Source organism: Mycolicibacterium confluentis (genome assembly GCF_010729895.1).
In the GTDB taxonomy this organism is placed as follows: Bacteria; Actinomycetota; Actinomycetes; order Mycobacteriales; family Mycobacteriaceae; genus Mycobacterium; species Mycobacterium confluentis.
This window is the reverse complement of sequence record NZ_AP022612.1, coordinates 4,096,494-4,113,795: the sequence shown is the minus strand read 5'-3', so window position 1 is coordinate 4,113,795 and position 17,302 is coordinate 4,096,494. Positions and strand designations below refer to the sequence as shown.

The following is a 17,302-nucleotide window of genomic DNA, read 5'->3' as shown; positions in this document are numbered from 1 at the left end:
TCACAGCCCCACTCGCGGGAACAGCATGATGTACAGCTGGCTGATCGCGACGTTGACGATCATCAGGATGAGGATGGACTCGACGACCGCGGCGTTCACGGAGTTGGCGACGCCCGTCGGGCCACCGACCGTGGACAGCCCCTTCTGACAGGACACCACCGCCACGATCGCGCCGAAGATCACGGCCTTGATCAGTGCCACGACCATGTCGCCGGTGGTCGCGAACGACGCGAAGGTCGCCACGAAACTGCCGGGCGCGCCGTTCTGGAAGTAGACGTTGAACAGGTAGCTGGCCAGGAAGCCGACGAAGCACACGACGCCCGTCAGCGCGACGCCGATCATCACGGCCGCGGCGAAGCGCGGCACCACCAGGCGCCGGATCACCGAGACACCCATGACCTCCATGGCGTCGGTCTCCTCGCGCATCTTCCGAGAGCCGAGGTCTGCGGTGATGGCTGACCCGACGGCAGCGGCCATCAGGATCGCCGCCGTCAACGATGCGGCCTGCCGGATCACCGCGAGTCCACTGGCCGCCCCGGCGAGTGAGGTGGCTCCGACCTGACCGGCAAGAAGAGCGAACTGGATGGAGAGCGTGACGCCGATCGGCAGTGCCACCAGCACTGTCGGGACCACGGCCGTGCCGGCCATGAACGCGCCCTGCTTGATGAACTCCCGCCATTGGAAGCGGCCGGTCACCAGGTCGATGAAGAGGTACTGCAGGGTGCGCAGACCGAGGACGAACTGATCGCCGACAGTGGCCAGCGAGGCCAGCGGATGTCGCCGGACGTAACCGGCGCCCCAGTCCTCGATCTCGCGGATGCCCGACTGCGGGGCACCGCTTGGAGTCGCCTTCTCAACCGGCGCAGCCAAATGATCCTCCCCATTCCCCGGATCGACACCTCATCCGAGCCAGGCTTCTGACTACCGGTGTTACCAACTTGGACACCGTAGCGGCGGGCAGCGGCCGTGTCACCGATTTCGTCAGAATTCCCGTAAACATGATGCGCCGCGATCCGATGGCGCATGGCCGCAGCAAAACCGCACGTAAGACGGGTTATGGGCCGTCGAACCGGGAACAGCCAGGGAGCTTCACCGGTGCGTCAGAATTGTCACGAACGTTAACTTAGCTAGGGGAAATGATTCTGGCGGCCGTGGGGCTGATCGCCCCATTCGGCGCCCGTGGCGGCGACTGGCGTCGGCCGTAGCGTGATGATGTCACGTCATCGGTGTCGTTGTGCGCGTTCCGGCGGAGTAACGCTGTGCAGGGTGAAAGACGACCACCTAGTGTGAACCAGGTGTTGAGCATCGTGCGTACCGCGGCGGTCGCGGCAGTGGCCGCGGGCGCGCTGGCCCTGCCCGCAACGGCAGCTGCGGATCCGGCCGCCCCGCCCACCATTCCCAACGTCAACTCGTTCCCGCCGGTGAGTCCGGTCGAGTACTCGGTGCTGGGCGACCGCTACTACGCGTTCGGCACTCCTGACGGCCTGATCTGTGCGTTCGACCGCATCAACGGCTCCTACGGCTGCAGCGGGCCCATCCCGGCCGCGCCGGGTGGGGCCAACGTGGTCAGTGCCGGCCCAGCGGGCGCCCCGGCGTTCACGTCGTCGGACCGGCCGATCTTCGGGGCCTTCGGCGACGTCAAGCAGCTTCCTCCGAACACCCGCATGAGCTTCCGGACCGTCAGCTGCACCAACGACGGCGCCGCCACCACGATCTGCGTCAACTCCCAGGACCAGACCGGATTTGTGCTGAGCCCCGCGGGCAGCTTCCTGCTCGAGGTCAACCCGCTGCTCTACCGCCCCGAGGGAACCAACCCGTACGCCAACTGACGCTAGAAGCCCGACCCGTGCACCTCGTGGCCGGGCTTCTCCGCGACCAGGCCGCGGTAGGCCTGCTCGACCGTCGACCCGTGGTTGATCACGCCGTCGACCTCACGCGCGATCGGCATGTTCAGGCCGTACTGCTCGGCGAACTCCATGATCACGCTGGCGGCCTTGACGCCCTCGGCGACCTGGTTCATGGCCGCGATGATCTCGTCGATCGACTTGCCCTGGCCGAGTTGCTCGCCGACGTGGCGGTTGCGGCTGCGCTGTGAGGTGCAGGTGACGATGAGGTCGCCCATGCCCGCCAGGCCCGCGAAGGTGTCGCGGTGACCGCCCGCGGCCTCACCCATCTTGGCCATCTCGCTCACCGCGCGGGCCATCACCATGGCGCGGGTGTTCTCGCCGATACCCAGCGAATACCCCATGCCGACCGCGATGGCGTACACGTTCTTCAACGCGCCCGCCATCTCGACGCCGATCACGTCGTCGGTGGTGTAGGTGCGAAAACGCTTGGTGCGGAACAGGTTCGCCAGGTTGGCGGCCAGGCTCTGGTCCGGCATGGCCAGCACGGCCGCGGCCGCGTAACCCTCGGCGACCTCACGGGCGATGTTGGGCCCGGCCAGAATCCCGGCGGGGTGGCCCGGCAGCACCTCGTTCACGATCTGGCTCATCCGCATGTTGGTGCCCTGCTCGAGACCCTTGACCAGGGACACCACCGGCACCCACGGGCGCAGTTCCTTGGCGAGTTCGGACAGCACCGCGCGGAAGCCGTGCGAGGGCACGCCCATCACGATCACGTCCGCGCAGTGGGCCGCCTCGGAGAAATCGTTGGTGGCCCGAAGCGATTCCGGCAGTATGACCGCGTCGCCGAGGTACTGGCTGTTGCGGTGATGGGAGTTGATGTCCTTGGCTGTCTGCTCCGATCGCACCCACTGCAGCGTGGGCACTCGACGGGCGCAGATGGCTGCCACGGTGGTTCCCCACGACCCGCCGCCCAGCACGACAACCTTGGGTTCGCGTTGCGCTGAAGACATGGCGATCAGCGTATTGGTCAGGACGGGGGTTGACCGGCAGATCAGCCGAACTCGTGTGTCGCGCTGGTCATCCCTTCCTGGTCGGTTGCATGTCGCAGTTCAACGCCACCGTGACGTCGTTCATGGACCCCGTCATCTGTGCGGCCTCCCGCACGTCGGTCACCTCGCAGTCGGACCATTTCTCGCGGTCGCCGGTTGTTGAGGCCACGCTGGGGCTGAAGCCGTCGTCCTCAAGCACCTTCTTGGCTGCACCCCACGACAACCCGTCCACATCGGGCAACGCCTTGGAGGCCTCGGCGAGGCCGGTGCCCGCCAGGAGCAGCAGTGTGCCCGCCGCCGTCATCGCGCCCACGGCCCGTCTTCTTCTACGGGACCCTGCAGTTCTGTCCATACTGAAGTCACCTCGATCGGCTCGGTCGTAGTTGATGACCAGCATGGCGATCGGGCCCGGCAGGACGCTGCGCTGCGGCTGGGAATCTGCTGTCGGCGGGTCAGGCCGACAGCGCGCTGCGGTGAGGAGCGCGACCGAAGATCATCGACTCCTCGATGCGGTCGAAACGGTGGTCGATCGCATCGGCGAAGAAGTTCTGCCGGACGACCCACGGCCGCTTGGTGCTGGATTTGGGCAGCGCGTGCGGGGAGCGCAATACGTAGTTGGCCTTGAGGTCCCAGGCGAACTTCTCCTGCAGTGGTTCGTCGCCGCGGTGCGGATAGGCGTGGGTGTACCCGTGGGAGGTCATGTACTCCAACAGTTTTGCGACCTGCTGCGCGGTCATGTCGGCGCGCAGGGTCCACGAGGCGTTGGTGTAGCCGATGCACCAGGCCAGGTTGGGGATGCCCTCGAGCATGTGCGCCTTGTAGGCGAACAGTTCCGCAGGCTTGATCTCGGTGCCGTCAACGACGATTGTGACGCCGCCGAGGGCCTGCAACTGCAGGCCGGTCGCGGTCACGATGATGTCGGCGGGCAGGTGCTGCCCAGATTTCAGCCAGATTCCGGTGGCGTCGAACCGGTCGACGCGGTCGGTCACCATTTCGACGCGACCGGCCGAGATCGCCTCGAACAGGTCGGCGTCGGCGTCCAGGCACGCGCGCTGATCCCAGGGGTCGTACGTCGGCTTGAAGTGCACGTCGATGGGATAGCCCGAGGGCAGGTTCGTGAGCGCCTGGCGCCGGAAGAACCCCTTCATCATGGTGGGGAACTTCTGGCACAGCATGTAGGTGACCCACTCGACGGTGGAGAAGTACCAGCGCGCGAGGGAATGGGACACCCTGCGGGGCAGGTATTTCCGCAACACGTCGAACAGTGGGTGCACGCGCGGTCCCGGCGCGATGTAAGTCGGTGAGCGCTGCAGCATCGTCACCTTCTCGGCGGTGCGGGACAGTGCGGGCACCAGCGTCACCGCAGTGGCGCCACTGCCGATCACGACGACGCGCTTGCCCGCGTAGTCGAGGTCCTCGGGCCAGTGCTGCGGGTTGACGATCGGGCCCTCGAACGTCTCGCTGCCCGCGAAGTCGGGGGAGTGCGGTTCGTCGTAGTTGTAGTAGCCGCTGCCGAAGAACACGAAGCGGGCCCGGTACACCTTCTCGGCCCCGCCCTCGTCCGCGCGCAGCGTCCAGGTGTCGGTGTCCGAGTCCCATTCGGCGGTGTGGACGCGGTTACCGAACCGGATGTGGCGGTCGATTCCGTGCTTGCGCGCGGTGTCGGTGAGGTACTCGCGGATGTGGTCGCCGTCGGCGATGCCCTCGCGCCGGGTCCACGGTTCGTATGGCAGGCTCAGGCCGAAGATCGAACTGTCCGACCGCACCCCGGGGTAGCGGAACAGGTCCCACGTCCCGCCGATGCGCTCGCGGCGTTCGAGGATCGCGTAGGACATCCCCGGGTTGCGTTCGGAGATGCGGTAGGCCGCTCCGATTCCGGAGATGCCCGCGCCCACGATGAGGACATCGAACTCCTCTGCGCGGTCGCCGGTGTCCGTGGTGGGGTCGTGCTCGATCGCCGTCATACCTGCCCTATCGCGATGTGGGGTTCGTCACTTCCCAAGATAGGCACCAACCCACCGGTTGGGCCAGTAGCCCTACCGGTAGTTGACGAACTGCAACGCGACGTCAAGGTCGGAGCCCTTCAGCAGGGAGATCACGGCCTGCAGGTCGTCGCGCTTCTTGGAGCTCACCCGGATCTCGTCGCCCTGGATCTGCGCCTTGACGCCTTTGGGGCCTTCGTCACGGATGATCTTGGTGATCTTCTTGGCGTTCTCGCTGTCGATGCCCTGCTTGAGGGTGCCGGTGAGCCGGTAGGTCTTGCCGCTGGCCTGCGGATCGCCGGCGTCGAAGGCCTTCATCGAGATGTCGCGGCGGACCAGTTTCTCCTTGAACACGTCGACCGCGGCCTTGAGGCGCTCCTCGGTCGAGCTGACCAGTTCGATGGACTCCTCACCCTTCCAGGCGATGGTGGTGTCGGTACCGCGGAAGTCGAACCGGGTGGACAGCTCCTTGGCCGCCTGGTTGAGCGCGTTGTCGACCTCCTGGCGGTCGACCTTGCTCACGACGTCGAACGATGAATCCGCCATTGGATTCCATCCCCTCTGCTCGGTGGTGGCTGTGTGGTGCCGTTTTCGTATTCAGTACATCCTCGTTGTACCCTGCTACTCGCACCAAACGCGGGGCTGGTTCCCCGAGCGAGGCGCGAGACCCGGCAGGTTGCCCGAGCGGCCAATGGGAGCGGACTGTAAATCCGTCGGCTAACGCCTACACAGGTTCGAATCCTGTACCTGCCACACTGATCAGGCCCCCTCTTCGAGGGGGCCTGATTGCGTTGAGACCGCACTCACGGCGGTGATTTCGGCGACACAGCGCCCTCAGAGCGGTGTCAATCAGACGCGAAATTCACGCTAACGCAATCGGTGATCGTGAGCGGACCCTTAAAGTCGCTGCTAATCGACGCCGAACCCGGCGACGACACCCTGATCGTCGCCTTGATGACGGGGGCGCCGACCCGACCGGAGTGCTGCCAGTGATCCCCGACAACGTCAAGAGGGCCGTGCGCCTGGCCGGTATGCGCCCGATGCCGCGCTGGCCGGCCCGGTCGCCCATCGATCTGCGGGGAAAACGCATCCTGCTGACCGGAGCATCGTCGGGCATCGGTGCGGTCGCCGCAGGCAAGTTGGCCGCCGAGGGCGCCACCATGATCGTGGTGGCACGGCGGGAGGACGTGCTGGACGACCTCGTCCGAGAGATCACCGACACCGGCGGCGACGCCCTTGCGATCCGTGCCGACCTCGCCGACCTCGACCAGGTCGACGCGCTCGTTGATCAGGTTGGCTCCGTAGACATCCTGATCAACAACGCCGCTCGATCCATCCGACGGCCGCTGATCGAGTCACTGGAACGCTGGCACGACGTCGAACGGGTCACCGCGCTGAACTACTTCGCGCCACTGCGACTCATCCGAGGGTTTGCGCCCGGCATGCTCGAACGCGGCGACGGGCACATCATCAACGTCGCCACATGGCGCGTGCTGCCGGAGTCGTCGCCAATGTTCGCCGCTTACAACGCATCCAAGGCGGCACTGAGCGCAGTGAGCCGTGTCATCGACACCGAGTGGGGCCGCTCCGGAGTGCACTCCACGACGGTGTACTACCCGCTGGTGGCCACACCAATGATCGCCCCCACTCGCGCCTACGACGGCCTCGTCGCACTCACCTCCGACGAAGCCGCTGACTGGATGGTGACCGCCGCCAAGACCCGACCGATCCGCATCGCACCCAGGAAGGCCCTTGCGCTCCGTGCCCTCGACGTCGTCGCGCCCCGCATGCTCAACAGCATCTTGGAGCGTGAGACCAACCGCTTGAACGCCAGGATGCCTCAGTCCACCCAATCAGAGAGCAGGCGACCTTGATCATCAAGACTGTGACCACCCGCGCCGTACTGGTCGTGTCGCTGCTGCTGACCGCGTGCCACGGCTTCGGACCGACCGCTGCCGCCGCGCCGTACCCGACCGGTCCGGTGACGATGACGGCGGGTGCGAACCCGGGCAGCGGGTTCGACCTGACGATCCGCTCGGTTGTCGACGCACTGCAGGCGGAGCACCTCGTCGATGTGCCGCTGCCGGTGCAGAACCGACCCGGTGCCAGCGGCGCCGATTTCCTCGCCACGATGGTCGAGGAATACAACGGTGCTGACAATCAGGTCTCGGTCACGTCGCTGTCCATGATGGCCAATCAGCTCAGCGGCAACTCCCGGTACGGATACCAAGACGTCACGATGATCGCCCGACTGATGACCGAGTACTACGTCGTCGTCACTCGACCCGACTCCCCGTTCACAAACCTCACCGATCTGCTGGCCGCGATCAAAGCCGACCCGGCCAGCGTCGCCGTTGGTGCCGCGCGCGACGACGAGGCACCCTTCGATCTGTTGGTCTCCGCTGCGGGCGGTCACCCCGCCACGGTGCACTACGTGACCCAGCAGGGGGGTGGCGATCAGATCGCCGCACTGGCGAACGGTGAGATCGAGGTTGCCATCGGTGGGGTGAGCGAGTTCGTCGACCAAGTGACGTCCGGCGACCTCAAGGCCCTCGGAGTGCTGGCCGAGGATCCCCTGCCCGGCCTCGACGTTCCCACCGCCCGGCAGCAGGGCCTCGATGTGACCCTCTCGAACTGGCGCGGACTGTACGGTCCGCCGAACATGCCGCAGTACGCCGTGGACTTCTGGCAGCAGGCACTCGCGAAGATGGTGGAGACGCCCACCTGGAAGCAGACCGCCGAGCGCAGTCACTTCACGACGACGTTCATGGTCGGTGACGAGTTTCAGGCGTTCCTCGCCGACACCCAGGCCGACGTCAGAGCCGCTCTCGAAGCGTCGTGACCACGGCGAAGACAGTGTCGGGCCGCAGGCCCGAGAACCTGCTCCTGGGAGCGGGTTTGACCACTCTCGCCTTCTTCTGCGTGGCCCTGGTCGGCGCACTGGCGAAGGTGACCGGCCAGTACACCTCGACCGGGGTTCTGCTCCTGTTCCAGAACTTCGTCGGACTGCTGTTCCTGATCCCGGTCGCGGTGCGAGGTGGATGGTCATTCGTACGAACTGACCGCTTCGGTCTACACGTACTGCGCGCCGGCGCGGGAACCGCCTGCTGGTACTGCCTCTTCTTCGCCATCACCGTGATACCGCTGGCCAACGCCACTCTGCTGACGTACAGCGCACCACTGTGGATGCCGCTCATCGCATGGATGGTGTCGCGGCAACGGATTTCGGCCTTGACGCTGATCGGTGCGGGCGTCGGTTTCATCGGGGTGATGTTCGTGCTTCAACCCCAGGGGAAGAGTTTCGGCGCCGGTGAGTTGTCCGCGTTGGCGGGTGCCGTGCTGCTTGCGGTCGCGATGATGTCGGTGCGCTGGCTCGGGGCCACCGAGCCGATGGCCAGGTTGTTGTTCTATTACTTCCTGTTGTCCACCGTCATGGCACTGCCGATTGCGGTCGTGGACTGGCAGCCCTTCCCCAAGGAAACGTGGATGTGGTTGGGCGCGTTGGGTTTCGCGCAGGTGCTGTCGCAGGCGTTGATCGTGCTGGCGTACCGTTACGCTCCAGCGGAGAAGGTCGGCCCGTTCATCTACTCGGTGATCGTGTTCACCGCTGTGATCGACTGGGTCGTCTGGCGCCATTCGCCGACGCTGTTGACCTATGCGGGCATGGTGTTGGTGATCGGCGGCGGACTGATCGCGATCCGGGCCAAATCCACTGCGCGCGAACCGGAGACGGTTGTCGAAGCTGACCCGTAGTCTCTCGCGCCGAGACTGTGGCGATTGCGAGAAATCCCGCAGGAATTCGCAGTCTCGGGCCGTCCTCAGCGCGGTCTCGCTGGGAGGGCGTGCGGCGGCGTCTCTCGGGTCCGAAATTTGTCGGACCCTGCTGGGAGACTGTGGTCATGTCCTCGATGACGGGTCCCGGCTTGGTTGCTGAGCAACCGGGCGAGCTGCGGACTGACCGTCTGATGAGGTTGTACGACGAACTGTCCGAGTTGGCGGGGCAGCGCAACGCGATCGATGGCCGAATCGTCGAGATCGCGGCGCGGATGGACGGGTTGTGGGGCCACACCGGGTGTCGGTCGCTGGCAGGGTTGTTGGCCTGGCGGCTGGGTGCGTCGGCGGAGCACGCGAAGTCCATCGCGGCGATCGCCGAGCGGATTGAGGAGTTCCCGCGCTGTGTGGGTGCGCTGCGCGAGGGGCAGTTGTCACTCGATCAGGTCGGGGTGATCGCGCGACGCGCCGGCGAGGGTTCCGATGAGCACTACAGGGCGTTCGCCACCCACGCCTCGGTCAGCCAGCTCAAGAAGGCGATCAAGCTGGAGCCGCGCCCAGAGCCGGAACCCAAGCCGGTGCCGCAGGCATCGGTGTCCAAGAGTGTGGGTGAGGACACCGTCACGTGGCGCATCACGCTCCCGGCGATCGAGTCGGCGAAGTTCGAGGCCGGACTGACCTCGCACCATGAAGCCATGATCGGTGAGTGGAAGCGTGATCACAACGCTGATGAATCCGACACTGGGCACAATCGTGATGAGTTGCGTCGTCCACCGTTTCCGACGTTGTCAGACGGTTTCATGCGGTTGGTGGAGGCAGGTTGGGATGCCGAGGCCACCGCGCGCCCGCAGGGGCATCGCACCACGGTGGTGCTGCACGTCGATGTCGAGGAGAAGCTGGCCAATCTGCATCTGGGGCCGGCTCTGTCGGATGCCGACCGCCGGTACCTGGCCTGTGATGCCACCTGCGAGGTCTGGTTTGAACGTGACGGGCAGGTCATCGGGTCGGGGCGCACCACGCGCACGATCAGCCGGCGGTTGCGCCGCGCCCTGGAGCATCGCCACCCCACGTGCGCTGTGCCGGGGTGCGGGGCTACGAGGGGTTTGCATGCCCATCACATCCAGCATTGGGAGGACGGCGGAGAAACCGAGTTGGAGAACTTGGTGCTGCTGTGTCCGTATCACCATCGGATGCACCACAAGGGTGAGATCACTGTCCTGGGCCCGGCCAGTCGGCTCAAAGTTCTCGACTGCGACGGGCAACTGCTGCAGGACGGGTCGTTGGCGCGGCGACCGCATGGACCCCCGCCGCAGGTGCGGCCTTACCCCGGGACCTCCGGGGAGCGCTGCGACTGGTGGTGGTACACGGCGTACGAACCTCCATCGCAGGACAAGATGCGGGACGCGATCGTCACCGTCCAACCCAAGGACGAGTACCTGTAGCTGGTGCGTCGAGACCGCGCTGGGGCCGGCGTACTTACGTAATGCCCGACCCAGTGCGGTGCCAGCGGAAGCGCGGTGTGTCAGCGGGAAGCTTGCTTGCGCATGGTGACGGCGCCGACGACGGCTGCGGCCACGCAGGCCAGCGCGGTGAGCGCCGCGAACCACGGGAACACCGTGGCCAGGGTCCAGCGCGTGGCGGCCCATCCGGCGATGATCGTCGGGACGGCCATCGCGCTGTAGGCCAGCACGTAGAACGCCGACATCGTCTCGCCGCGCTGATCGGTCGGCACCACCTTCGACAGGTGACGCAGCGAACCGCCGAAGCCCAGACCGAACGTCGCACCGAGCAGGGCCGCGGCGACGAAGACCAGCTGCCAGGACTGCAGCACCAGCACCGGGATGGTCACCAGAAGTGCGACGGCCATGCCGATGTCACCGAAGATCGCGGCCAGGTGCGCGGGCACTCGGGTCGCGGCCATCTGGGCGAGCGCGGCCGCGAAGGCAGTGGTGCCCACGACCCCGCCCGCGAACAGCAGGTTGTCGATGTGTGCCTGATGGGCGGCCAGTGACGGATACAGCGACAGCAGCACGCCCAGCACCGACCACGACGCCATCGCGCCCAGCGCGGCGAACCAGAAGTCCTGCCTGATCTCCGGTGCCACAGCGGGTTTGGAGATCCGGATCGGGCCCGCCGCCCGCGACGTGTGCGTCTCCCGCAGCGCCAGCACGCCCGCCCCCACGACGGCGCACACCACCGCGACCGCCGCGTACGGCGTGCGCAGGGGATGGGGTGCGTACTGGGCAAGCCCGGCCGACACGACGATGGCCACCGTCATGCCGATGTTGAAGGCAACGCCGCTGAGCTGTCCGGAGCGCATGCCGTGATCGGGTCGCAGATCAAGCAGTGCCGCGGCGGCGGCCACGACGATCGAGCCCACCGCGGCGCCGTGGATGGCGCGGGCGATCAGCAGCAGCACGATGTTCTGCGCCAGCAGGAACAGCACGAGGCCGACGATCAACGCGACGAGCGCCCCCAGCAGCACGGGCTTGCGGCCCACGACGTCGGAGATCCGTCCCGACACCAGCACGGCGGCCAGTGCGGCGAACGCATAGACGCCGAACACGATGGTGGTGGCCAGCGGCGAGAGATGCCACGTCGTCTCGTAGATGCCGTACAGCGGGGCCGGCATGCCGGACACCCCCAGCGCGACGCCGCTCAGGACGAGCAGCAGGGCATAGGCCCAGCGCTGATCCTGACTCCCGGTGGTGGCATCCGCCGAGGCCGACGACATGGGCTCTCCTGTCGGGTTTGATGAACATCGAACCCGTCAGAGCCTACGCGTGGTTTGATGGGCATCAAACTCAGTTTTCGCGTGATGAGGGGCACAGCACATGGGGGAGACCAACCATCCGGTGGGTGCGTTGCATCAGGTTTTGGCCGCACTGCAGGATCCCGTTCGGTTGGAGATGGTCCGCCGACTGCGCAATGCGGGTGAGGCCGTGAAGTGCGCCGCGCTGTACGACAACATCAACAAGTCGACCGCCACGCATCACTTCAAGATCCTGCGCGAGGCCGGACTCATCGAGCGCTCGGTCGTCGACGGCCTGACGTTTCAGCGGTTGCGTGACACTGAGGTCGACGCCGCGCTGCCAGGGCTTCTGGAAGCCGTTGTGGGAAGCGCCAACCGGGAGGTCAGCGCACGTTGACACCGCACTGAGGGCGGAGAGTTCGCCGCGGAAATCCCGCCCTCAGTGCGGGCTCAACGGAACATCAGGATCTGCGGCCGACCAACAGGTAGGCCGCGGGCGCGATGCCGGAGGTGCTCAGCGTTCCGAGGGCCCCGACCCACACCCACTTCGGTCCGTTGACGTGCGCGGCATCCCGGCCAGCGAGGTCACGCAGCGCCCAGGCCCGCAGTCCCGCATCGACGGCCGCCACCGCGACAATCGCCACCTTGGCCTTGGGGGAGAGCTCACTCCAGCGCTTCTTGGGCATCGCAGCCATCGCCTACCTTTCGTATCGAACTGACGCCCGTCACTGTATCGACCCCGCACCCACGCCCATCTGCTGATATCTTCACTTCGCTCAGCGGTCGGTGTGACCGAGATCATCTTCGGGGAGGCAATCTTGGTCAGCGGCGGATTTCGACGTGCGTGCGTACCGGCCTTCGTCGGCAGCGTCGCCCTGACCACTGCGCTCGGGGTCGGCGCCGTCGCGACGACGGCCCCGCCGGCGCCGGTGTCGCGGGGTGTCGACCTCACTGCGCTCATCACCCACGGCAGCGCCACCAACTGGAACGCCGACGGCATCGACAAGTTCTACGGCCTGGACTGGTACGCCAAATATGTCCCGGAGGGCGGGGACAGGGTGGTGTCGAAGTTCTCGCTGTTCCCCTACAACGTCAACCCCGACAACCTCAAAGCCGCGCTGCGCAACAACGTCGGTGACGCTGAACCGGACCTGGTGCTGACGTCCGGACGCGGTTCGGGAGCGGCGACCGTCACGATGCTCCTGCTGCTGGGCAGCGGCAATCAGGAAGACCGGGACCTGGTGCTCAACACCCGCTGGATCCTGGACAACAACGTCAACCGGCCCAATGGCGGCTACGGGTCGCGCTACATCCCGTTCACCATCCTCGGGGTGTACCCGTGGCCGACGCCCACCGACGAGGGCGTCGACATCGTCGACGTCGGCTACGAATACGCCTGGAACTCGAGCGCCCCCGCCTATGTGACGAACGTGGTGGCGCTGCTCAACTCGATCATCGCCTACGCCTACCGGTACAAATCGCAGGCGTTCACGGGCCTGCCCGAGGATCCGGAACATCCCGGCGCCAAGGACCCCATCACCGGAGAACCCGTCCTGGAGAAGGGTTACCACTACATCGTCGAGGTCGACGGCACCGTGACGAAGGTGCCACTGGACTCGAAGGGCAACACCAACACCGCCTATGTCACCTATCGGGCCAACGGTCTGCCGATGCTGCAACCGCTGCGCGACTGGGGCGGAAAGCTCGGCAATATGGTCGCCGACTTCCTGCAACCCGCGCTCAAGGTCATCGTCGACGCGTCCTACCCCGACAACGACCCGGTGGCCAACCCGGACCGCTACATCACGGCCAGCCTCTTCACCCCGCCGGACGTGGCGGTCAAGGCGCTCAAGAAGCTGCCGGACGCCATCCGTGAGGGCTTCGACAACCTGAAGAAGGACCTCGGCATCACCCCGTCGCCGACGACCTCGAACCTCCCCTCTGAGCCGAAAACCGATGACGAAGGCCAGGTTTCGGGGCTGAGTGACACCGGGGAGACCGCGGCGGAGTTGAAGGCGCGGTGGAAGTCCACTCTGGGCCCACGCAACCGGATCACCACCCGAAACGCCGCCGCCGCCAACGCCGCCGCCAACGACAACGCCGCGGACGGCGCGGCCGACCGTGCGCCGCGAACCAGCAGGATCGCCGACCGGGTCGCGAAGGTGCTGTCGCGCAAGGGTTCCCAGAACACTGAGGCTGGCGGCGGGGCGGCGAGCCCGTCCGAGGGCAGCGCATCGCAGACCGGCGGTGACGAGTCATGAAACGCCGGGCCGTGGTCGTCGCCGCGGCAACGGTGGGACTTGTGGTCGTCGGATTGATTCTGTCGAGTTGCGCCACCCAGGTGGGGCCGGGGCAGACGGCGGTCAAGGTGGACGACTACCTGCTGATTCCCACCGACCCCAAGGTCGAGGGGTGCATCGACCCGGAGACCTCGGAGTTCAACCCGCCGGGCGGCTTCGACGCCTACCGCTATCCGTCGCGGCAGATCAGCTGGGACGCGACGGGTGGTCCTGATTCGGAGGCGGAGGCCACCACGGTCGTCTCCAACGCGACGGCCCCGGCCGAACTCCGTGTGCCGGTGGTCATCACGTTCGACCTCACCACCGACTGCGCCATGCTGATGGACTTCCATCGTGACTTCGGCACCAAGTACCAGGGCTGGCTGGACGACGACGGTCTGGTCACCACCGGATGGGTGAACCTGCTGCGGTACGCGATCGGCCAACCCGCCGAGCAGGTGCTGATCAGCGTGGCTCAGAAGTACACCTGGCGCGAGATCTGGAACGACGAGAGGGTGCGCATCGAGTTCCAGAACGCGCTGCGTGACGCTCTCCCCAGCGCATCGAAGGCCCGTACGGACGGGCGCGAGTTCTTCACCAACTTCCAGGTGACGGTGATGAAGCCGGACCCCTTGGACACCGGTCTCAAGGAGGCGATCATCGCCGAGCAGAAGGCGATCGCCGACGCCAGGGCGGCCGAGGCCAAGGGCGTTGCCGACGCCAACGCGGCGAAGGCCAAGGCGGAGGCCGAGAAGTCGGCCGCGCAGGCTCAGACCGAACTCGCCCGGCAGAAGGCGCTGCAGAAGCAGGCGGAGATCGCCGGCTACCCGAGCGCCGAGGACTATCTCAGGGCCCAGGCCATCGAGGCCGGTCAGAATCCGTACCAGCCGACGTACGTGGTGCCGCAGGGCGGTTAAGCATCCGCAACCGGGGCAGCCAGTAGGGCACCCCACGGGCGTACTCGGTGAAGGCGGCGCCGTACATGCGCCGGTAGCGGGCCTCCTTGAACCGGGGCGCGGCAACGCAGTACGCGGTGAACACGACGGCCACGGCAAGCTGATCCGGCGTCCACGTCGGCACGGTCCACAGTGTCAACGCGAACGCGACGTAGATCGGTTGGCGCGTCAGCCGGAACAAACCGTGCTCGGGCATCGGTGGATAGCGCGCCGCGCGATGGCGCCACAGCGCCACCCAACCCAGGCTCCCCGTCTGCAGGCCCAGGCCCGCGTCGGCCATGGCCTTCCCGAGCAGCAGCCACGCGCACGCATACAGCGCCGTCATCGCCACCAGCACCACACCGCCGGCGCGCCACCACACCACACCGGTGGGCGACCACAGCGCGAACAGCGCCAGGATCTGCACCGATGCGATCACGACGAACGTGGTCGAGGACAACGTCGGCCCGGTGCCCGACGGCGCCAACCGGGCCAGCACCGCGCGGCCTCGGCCGGTCAGCAGCAACGAGTGGGCCACCGGGAACTGCGCCAGCAGCGCAGCGTTGACCAGCCAGTTCCACGGCGGTGACACCGACCCCAGGCTGCGGCTCATGCCGAAGTACATCGCGATCACCATGGCCGCGACGCCTGCGCCGAAGCACGCATGGCACACCACGCCGTATGCGAGCGCAACCATGGCGCGCGTTCGATCGCCGTGCGACTCCACCGTCTCTGACCCCCCAGCCCGGACGTGGGTTCCCCCTTGGCCAAGTGTCGTCCCGGACGGGGGCATCCGCAATGGCACACGACGTACCGTGGAGGAATGGACGTGCGACGCCATGTGCCGATGTTGCGGCTGTCGTTCTGGCGAATGGCGCTCGGCGCCAACCGGATCAACCGCGGTGGTCAGGTCGGTGATGGGCGTGAGGCCGCGGTCGCGGAGTACGTCGAGAGACACGCTCGCGCCGGTGACGTCGACGACGTGCTCGCCACCATCGACGAATTCGCTTACCACCAGTCGTTTCTGGTCAATGTCGGCGACGAGAAGGGGCTGCTGCTCGATGCGGCCGTGCGGCGGGCCGACCCTCGACTGGCGCTCGAGTTGGGCACCTACTGCGGCTACGGCGCGTTGCGGATCGCGCGGGCCGCACCGAACGCGGTGGTGTACTCGGTGGAACTGTCGGCCGCCAACGCCGAGATCGCCCGTCGGATCTGGGCGCACGCCGGGGTCGACGCGAGGATGCACTGTGTGGTCGGGTCGATCGGTGACGGCGGGTCCACCCTCGGCGCGCTGGCCGCGAGCCCGCCCTTCGGCCCGGGCGCGCTCGACTTCGTGTTCATCGACCACGACAAGAGCGCCTACCTCGATGACCTGCACAGCATCGTCGACCACGGGTGGCTGCACCCGGGATCGATCGTCGTGGCCGACAACGTCCGCATTCCCGGCGCCCCGAAGTACCGCGCCTATATGCGCAGGCAGCAGGGCCACAGCTGGGACACCACCGAGCACAGGACTCACGTGGAGTACCAGAGCATGCTGCCCGACCTGGTGCTGGAGTCGCAGTATCTCGGCTAGGGGCCTACACGGACAGGAGGTGGCCTTCGTTCGCCGGCACGGTGCCGTCGAGCAGCGCGGTGTAGGTGGCCTCGATGGCCGCGGGCCCGGTGCCGCGGACCACGGTGAGCCACGGGTTCTCGGCTCGCGTGACCGGTTCGATGAAGGCGGCCCACGAGGCCGCGACGCGCTGCTGCAGACCCGCTGGGCCCCAGTCGGCGATGCGCTTCTCGATCTGAGACGGGGCGAAGAAGAGCGTCGGGGCGGGCCCGGGGAGCGGTTCGGTGCCGCCGGCAGGAGCGTCCCAATGGGTGGCACCGACCGCGCAGCTGTACTTCAGGCGGTCGGCGAGGCGCTCATGCACCGCGGCCCGCACCGCGGAACTGCCGCTGAAGTCGATGTACACCGAGGGCGCCTCGGGCAGTGCCGTGGCCACCTCGCCGTAGGTCAGCGCGTGGTCGTAGCAGCCCAGTGAGGTGACGAAGTCCAGGTTGCCCGGCGACGTCAGGCCGATGACGCGAACCCCGACGGCCGAATCCCTGCGCTGCGCAAGGCAGAACGCGGCGCCGTAAGCGGTCTTGCTTGAGGCGCTGGACAACACCACGGTCCGAGCGCCGAAGAAATCGCTGTCGGCGAAGAAGTCGTCGAGCAGGAACCCCGTACCGAATTGCCCGCGCAGCAGTGCCTGTTGCGCCTCGCCGTCGGCTGAGTAGCCGGGGTCGGCGCTGCAGCGCACGTACCGGTTGTAGAACGGGGGCAGTTCGCGACGATGCGGAGAGCTTTCGGAAAAGCCGCCGGGGCCGACGTCGGTCGGGGCCAACACGACCTCGTCCGCGATCGGCCAGTACCCGTAGAACCGCTCGCCGGGTTCGACTCCGCCGCAGTGGGATTCGACGACGTCGGCGAATCCCCAGACCGGGACGCAGCCCGTGGTGGGATCGCCGGTCGGGTAGAAAGCCCAGTAGTTCAGCGCATCGCCCATCGCCGCATAGGTGATGTTGTTGGACGTCAGCGCGAACGCGTCGACGTGCAGGCGGACCTGACCGTCCTCAAGTGACGCGGAAGGTGTTTCGGCCCAGCGTGTCTCGCGGATGGCGTTGCGCTGGACTTCGAATCGTTTGGTCACTGAGGC

Annotated in this window: 18 protein-coding genes and 1 tRNA gene; 10 read left to right on the top strand and 9 right to left on the bottom strand. The window is 66.8% G+C overall.

What is annotated here, in order from left to right:
• Nucleotides 1-819: an MlaE family ABC transporter permease gene (locus tag G6N34_RS19455; protein WP_085150113.1), complete on the bottom strand. Its 819-nt coding sequence runs from the start codon at nucleotides 817-819 to the stop codon at nucleotides 1-3.
• Nucleotides 820-1,295: 476 nt separating this feature from the next.
• Between G6N34_RS19455 and G6N34_RS19450 the strand changes: the two genes are divergently transcribed.
• On the top strand, nucleotides 1,296-1,829 hold the full coding sequence (locus tag G6N34_RS19450; protein ID WP_085150111.1) for a hypothetical protein: 534 nt from the start codon (nucleotides 1,296-1,298) through the stop codon (nucleotides 1,827-1,829).
• Between the two features lie 2 nt (nucleotides 1,830-1,831).
• Here G6N34_RS19450 and G6N34_RS19445 read toward each other — a convergent pair whose 3' ends face one another.
• From G6N34_RS19445 to G6N34_RS19430, 4 genes are all read right to left on the bottom strand, one after another.
• On the bottom strand, nucleotides 1,832-2,857 hold the full coding sequence (locus G6N34_RS19445) for an NAD(P)H-dependent glycerol-3-phosphate dehydrogenase (protein WP_085149811.1): 1,026 nt from the start codon (nucleotides 2,855-2,857) through the stop codon (nucleotides 1,832-1,834).
• 67 nt (nucleotides 2,858-2,924) lie between these two features.
• Nucleotides 2,925-3,209, bottom strand: coding sequence for a hypothetical protein (locus G6N34_RS19440; RefSeq protein ID WP_085149809.1), 285 nt, complete (start codon nucleotides 3,207-3,209; stop codon nucleotides 2,925-2,927).
• A 139-nt stretch (nucleotides 3,210-3,348) separates the two neighbouring features.
• Nucleotides 3,349-4,860, bottom strand: a complete 1,512-nt coding sequence (locus G6N34_RS19435; RefSeq protein ID WP_085149807.1) for a flavin-containing monooxygenase — start codon at nucleotides 4,858-4,860, stop codon at nucleotides 3,349-3,351.
• A 72-nt stretch (nucleotides 4,861-4,932) separates the two neighbouring features.
• Nucleotides 4,933-5,424, bottom strand: coding sequence for a YajQ family cyclic di-GMP-binding protein (locus tag G6N34_RS19430; RefSeq protein ID WP_085149805.1), 492 nt, complete (start codon nucleotides 5,422-5,424; stop codon nucleotides 4,933-4,935).
• A gap of 124 nt (nucleotides 5,425-5,548) precedes the next feature.
• On the opposite strand from G6N34_RS19430, the gene G6N34_RS19425 reads away from it, so the two are divergent.
• The 5 genes from G6N34_RS19425 (at nucleotide 5,549) to G6N34_RS19405 (ending at nucleotide 10,091) form a co-directional block, all read left to right on the top strand.
• A tRNA-Tyr gene (locus G6N34_RS19425) sits at nucleotides 5,549-5,631 on the top strand.
• 236 nt (nucleotides 5,632-5,867) lie between these two features.
• Nucleotides 5,868-6,752 carry an SDR family oxidoreductase gene (locus G6N34_RS19420; protein WP_085149803.1) on the top strand — a complete coding sequence of 295 codons (885 nt, stop codon included), beginning with the start codon at nucleotides 5,868-5,870 and terminating at the stop codon, nucleotides 6,750-6,752.
• Nucleotides 6,749-7,720, top strand: coding sequence for a tripartite tricarboxylate transporter substrate binding protein (locus G6N34_RS19415; RefSeq protein ID WP_234812763.1), 972 nt, complete (start codon nucleotides 6,749-6,751; stop codon nucleotides 7,718-7,720). Before G6N34_RS19420 ends, G6N34_RS19415 begins: the two co-directional genes overlap by 4 nt.
• Nucleotides 7,721-7,776: 56 nt before the next feature.
• Nucleotides 7,777-8,631 (top strand): DMT family transporter, encoded by an 855-nt coding sequence (locus tag G6N34_RS19410; protein ID WP_234812762.1) that lies wholly within the window; start codon nucleotides 7,777-7,779, stop codon nucleotides 8,629-8,631.
• Between the two features lie 146 nt (nucleotides 8,632-8,777).
• The gene (locus G6N34_RS19405) at nucleotides 8,778-10,091 is read left to right on the top strand and encodes an HNH endonuclease signature motif containing protein (protein ID WP_085150107.1); all 1,314 of its coding nucleotides are present in this window, start codon (nucleotides 8,778-8,780) and stop codon (nucleotides 10,089-10,091) included.
• A gap of 80 nt (nucleotides 10,092-10,171) precedes the next feature.
• Here G6N34_RS19405 and G6N34_RS19400 read toward each other — a convergent pair whose 3' ends face one another.
• On the bottom strand, nucleotides 10,172-11,383 hold the full coding sequence (locus G6N34_RS19400; RefSeq protein ID WP_085149799.1) for an MFS transporter: 1,212 nt from the start codon (nucleotides 11,381-11,383) through the stop codon (nucleotides 10,172-10,174).
• Between the two features lie 100 nt (nucleotides 11,384-11,483).
• Here G6N34_RS19400 and G6N34_RS19395 point away from each other — a divergent pair, with 100 nt between their 5' ends.
• A complete protein-coding gene (locus tag G6N34_RS19395; protein WP_085149797.1) occupies nucleotides 11,484-11,798 on the top strand; it encodes an ArsR/SmtB family transcription factor in 315 nt (104 codons plus the stop codon).
• Between the two features lie 64 nt (nucleotides 11,799-11,862).
• Here G6N34_RS19395 and G6N34_RS19390 read toward each other — a convergent pair whose 3' ends face one another.
• On the bottom strand, nucleotides 11,863-12,096 hold the full coding sequence (locus G6N34_RS19390; RefSeq protein ID WP_407663239.1) for a hypothetical protein: 234 nt from the start codon (nucleotides 12,094-12,096) through the stop codon (nucleotides 11,863-11,865).
• 93 nt (nucleotides 12,097-12,189) lie between these two features.
• Here G6N34_RS19390 and G6N34_RS19385 point away from each other — a divergent pair, with 93 nt between their 5' ends.
• Nucleotides 12,190-13,662 (top strand): PE-PPE domain-containing protein, encoded by a 1,473-nt coding sequence (locus G6N34_RS19385; protein WP_234812761.1) that lies wholly within the window; start codon nucleotides 12,190-12,192, stop codon nucleotides 13,660-13,662.
• The gene (locus G6N34_RS19380; protein ID WP_085149793.1) at nucleotides 13,659-14,597 is read left to right on the top strand and encodes a membrane protease subunit, stomatin/prohibitin; all 939 of its coding nucleotides are present in this window, start codon (nucleotides 13,659-13,661) and stop codon (nucleotides 14,595-14,597) included. The genes G6N34_RS19385 and G6N34_RS19380 overlap by 4 nt, the downstream gene beginning before the upstream one ends.
• On the opposite strand, the gene G6N34_RS19375 is transcribed toward G6N34_RS19380, so the two are convergent.
• Entirely contained in the window at nucleotides 14,527-15,312 is a 786-nt protein-coding gene (locus G6N34_RS19375) for a methyltransferase family protein (RefSeq protein ID WP_179965777.1), read from the bottom strand. The two genes, G6N34_RS19380 and G6N34_RS19375, sit on opposite strands and share 71 nt — an antisense overlap.
• A 126-nt stretch (nucleotides 15,313-15,438) precedes the next feature.
• Between G6N34_RS19375 and G6N34_RS19370 the strand changes: the two genes are divergently transcribed.
• Nucleotides 15,439-16,191, top strand: coding sequence for an O-methyltransferase (locus G6N34_RS19370; protein ID WP_085149791.1), 753 nt, complete (start codon nucleotides 15,439-15,441; stop codon nucleotides 16,189-16,191).
• A gap of 4 nt (nucleotides 16,192-16,195) precedes the next feature.
• Here the strand turns inward: G6N34_RS19370 and G6N34_RS19365 are convergent, their stop codons facing one another.
• On the bottom strand, nucleotides 16,196-17,296 hold the full coding sequence (locus G6N34_RS19365) for a DUF2855 family protein (protein ID WP_234812760.1): 1,101 nt from the start codon (nucleotides 17,294-17,296) through the stop codon (nucleotides 16,196-16,198).
• Between the last annotated feature and the right edge of the window lie 6 nt (nucleotides 17,297-17,302).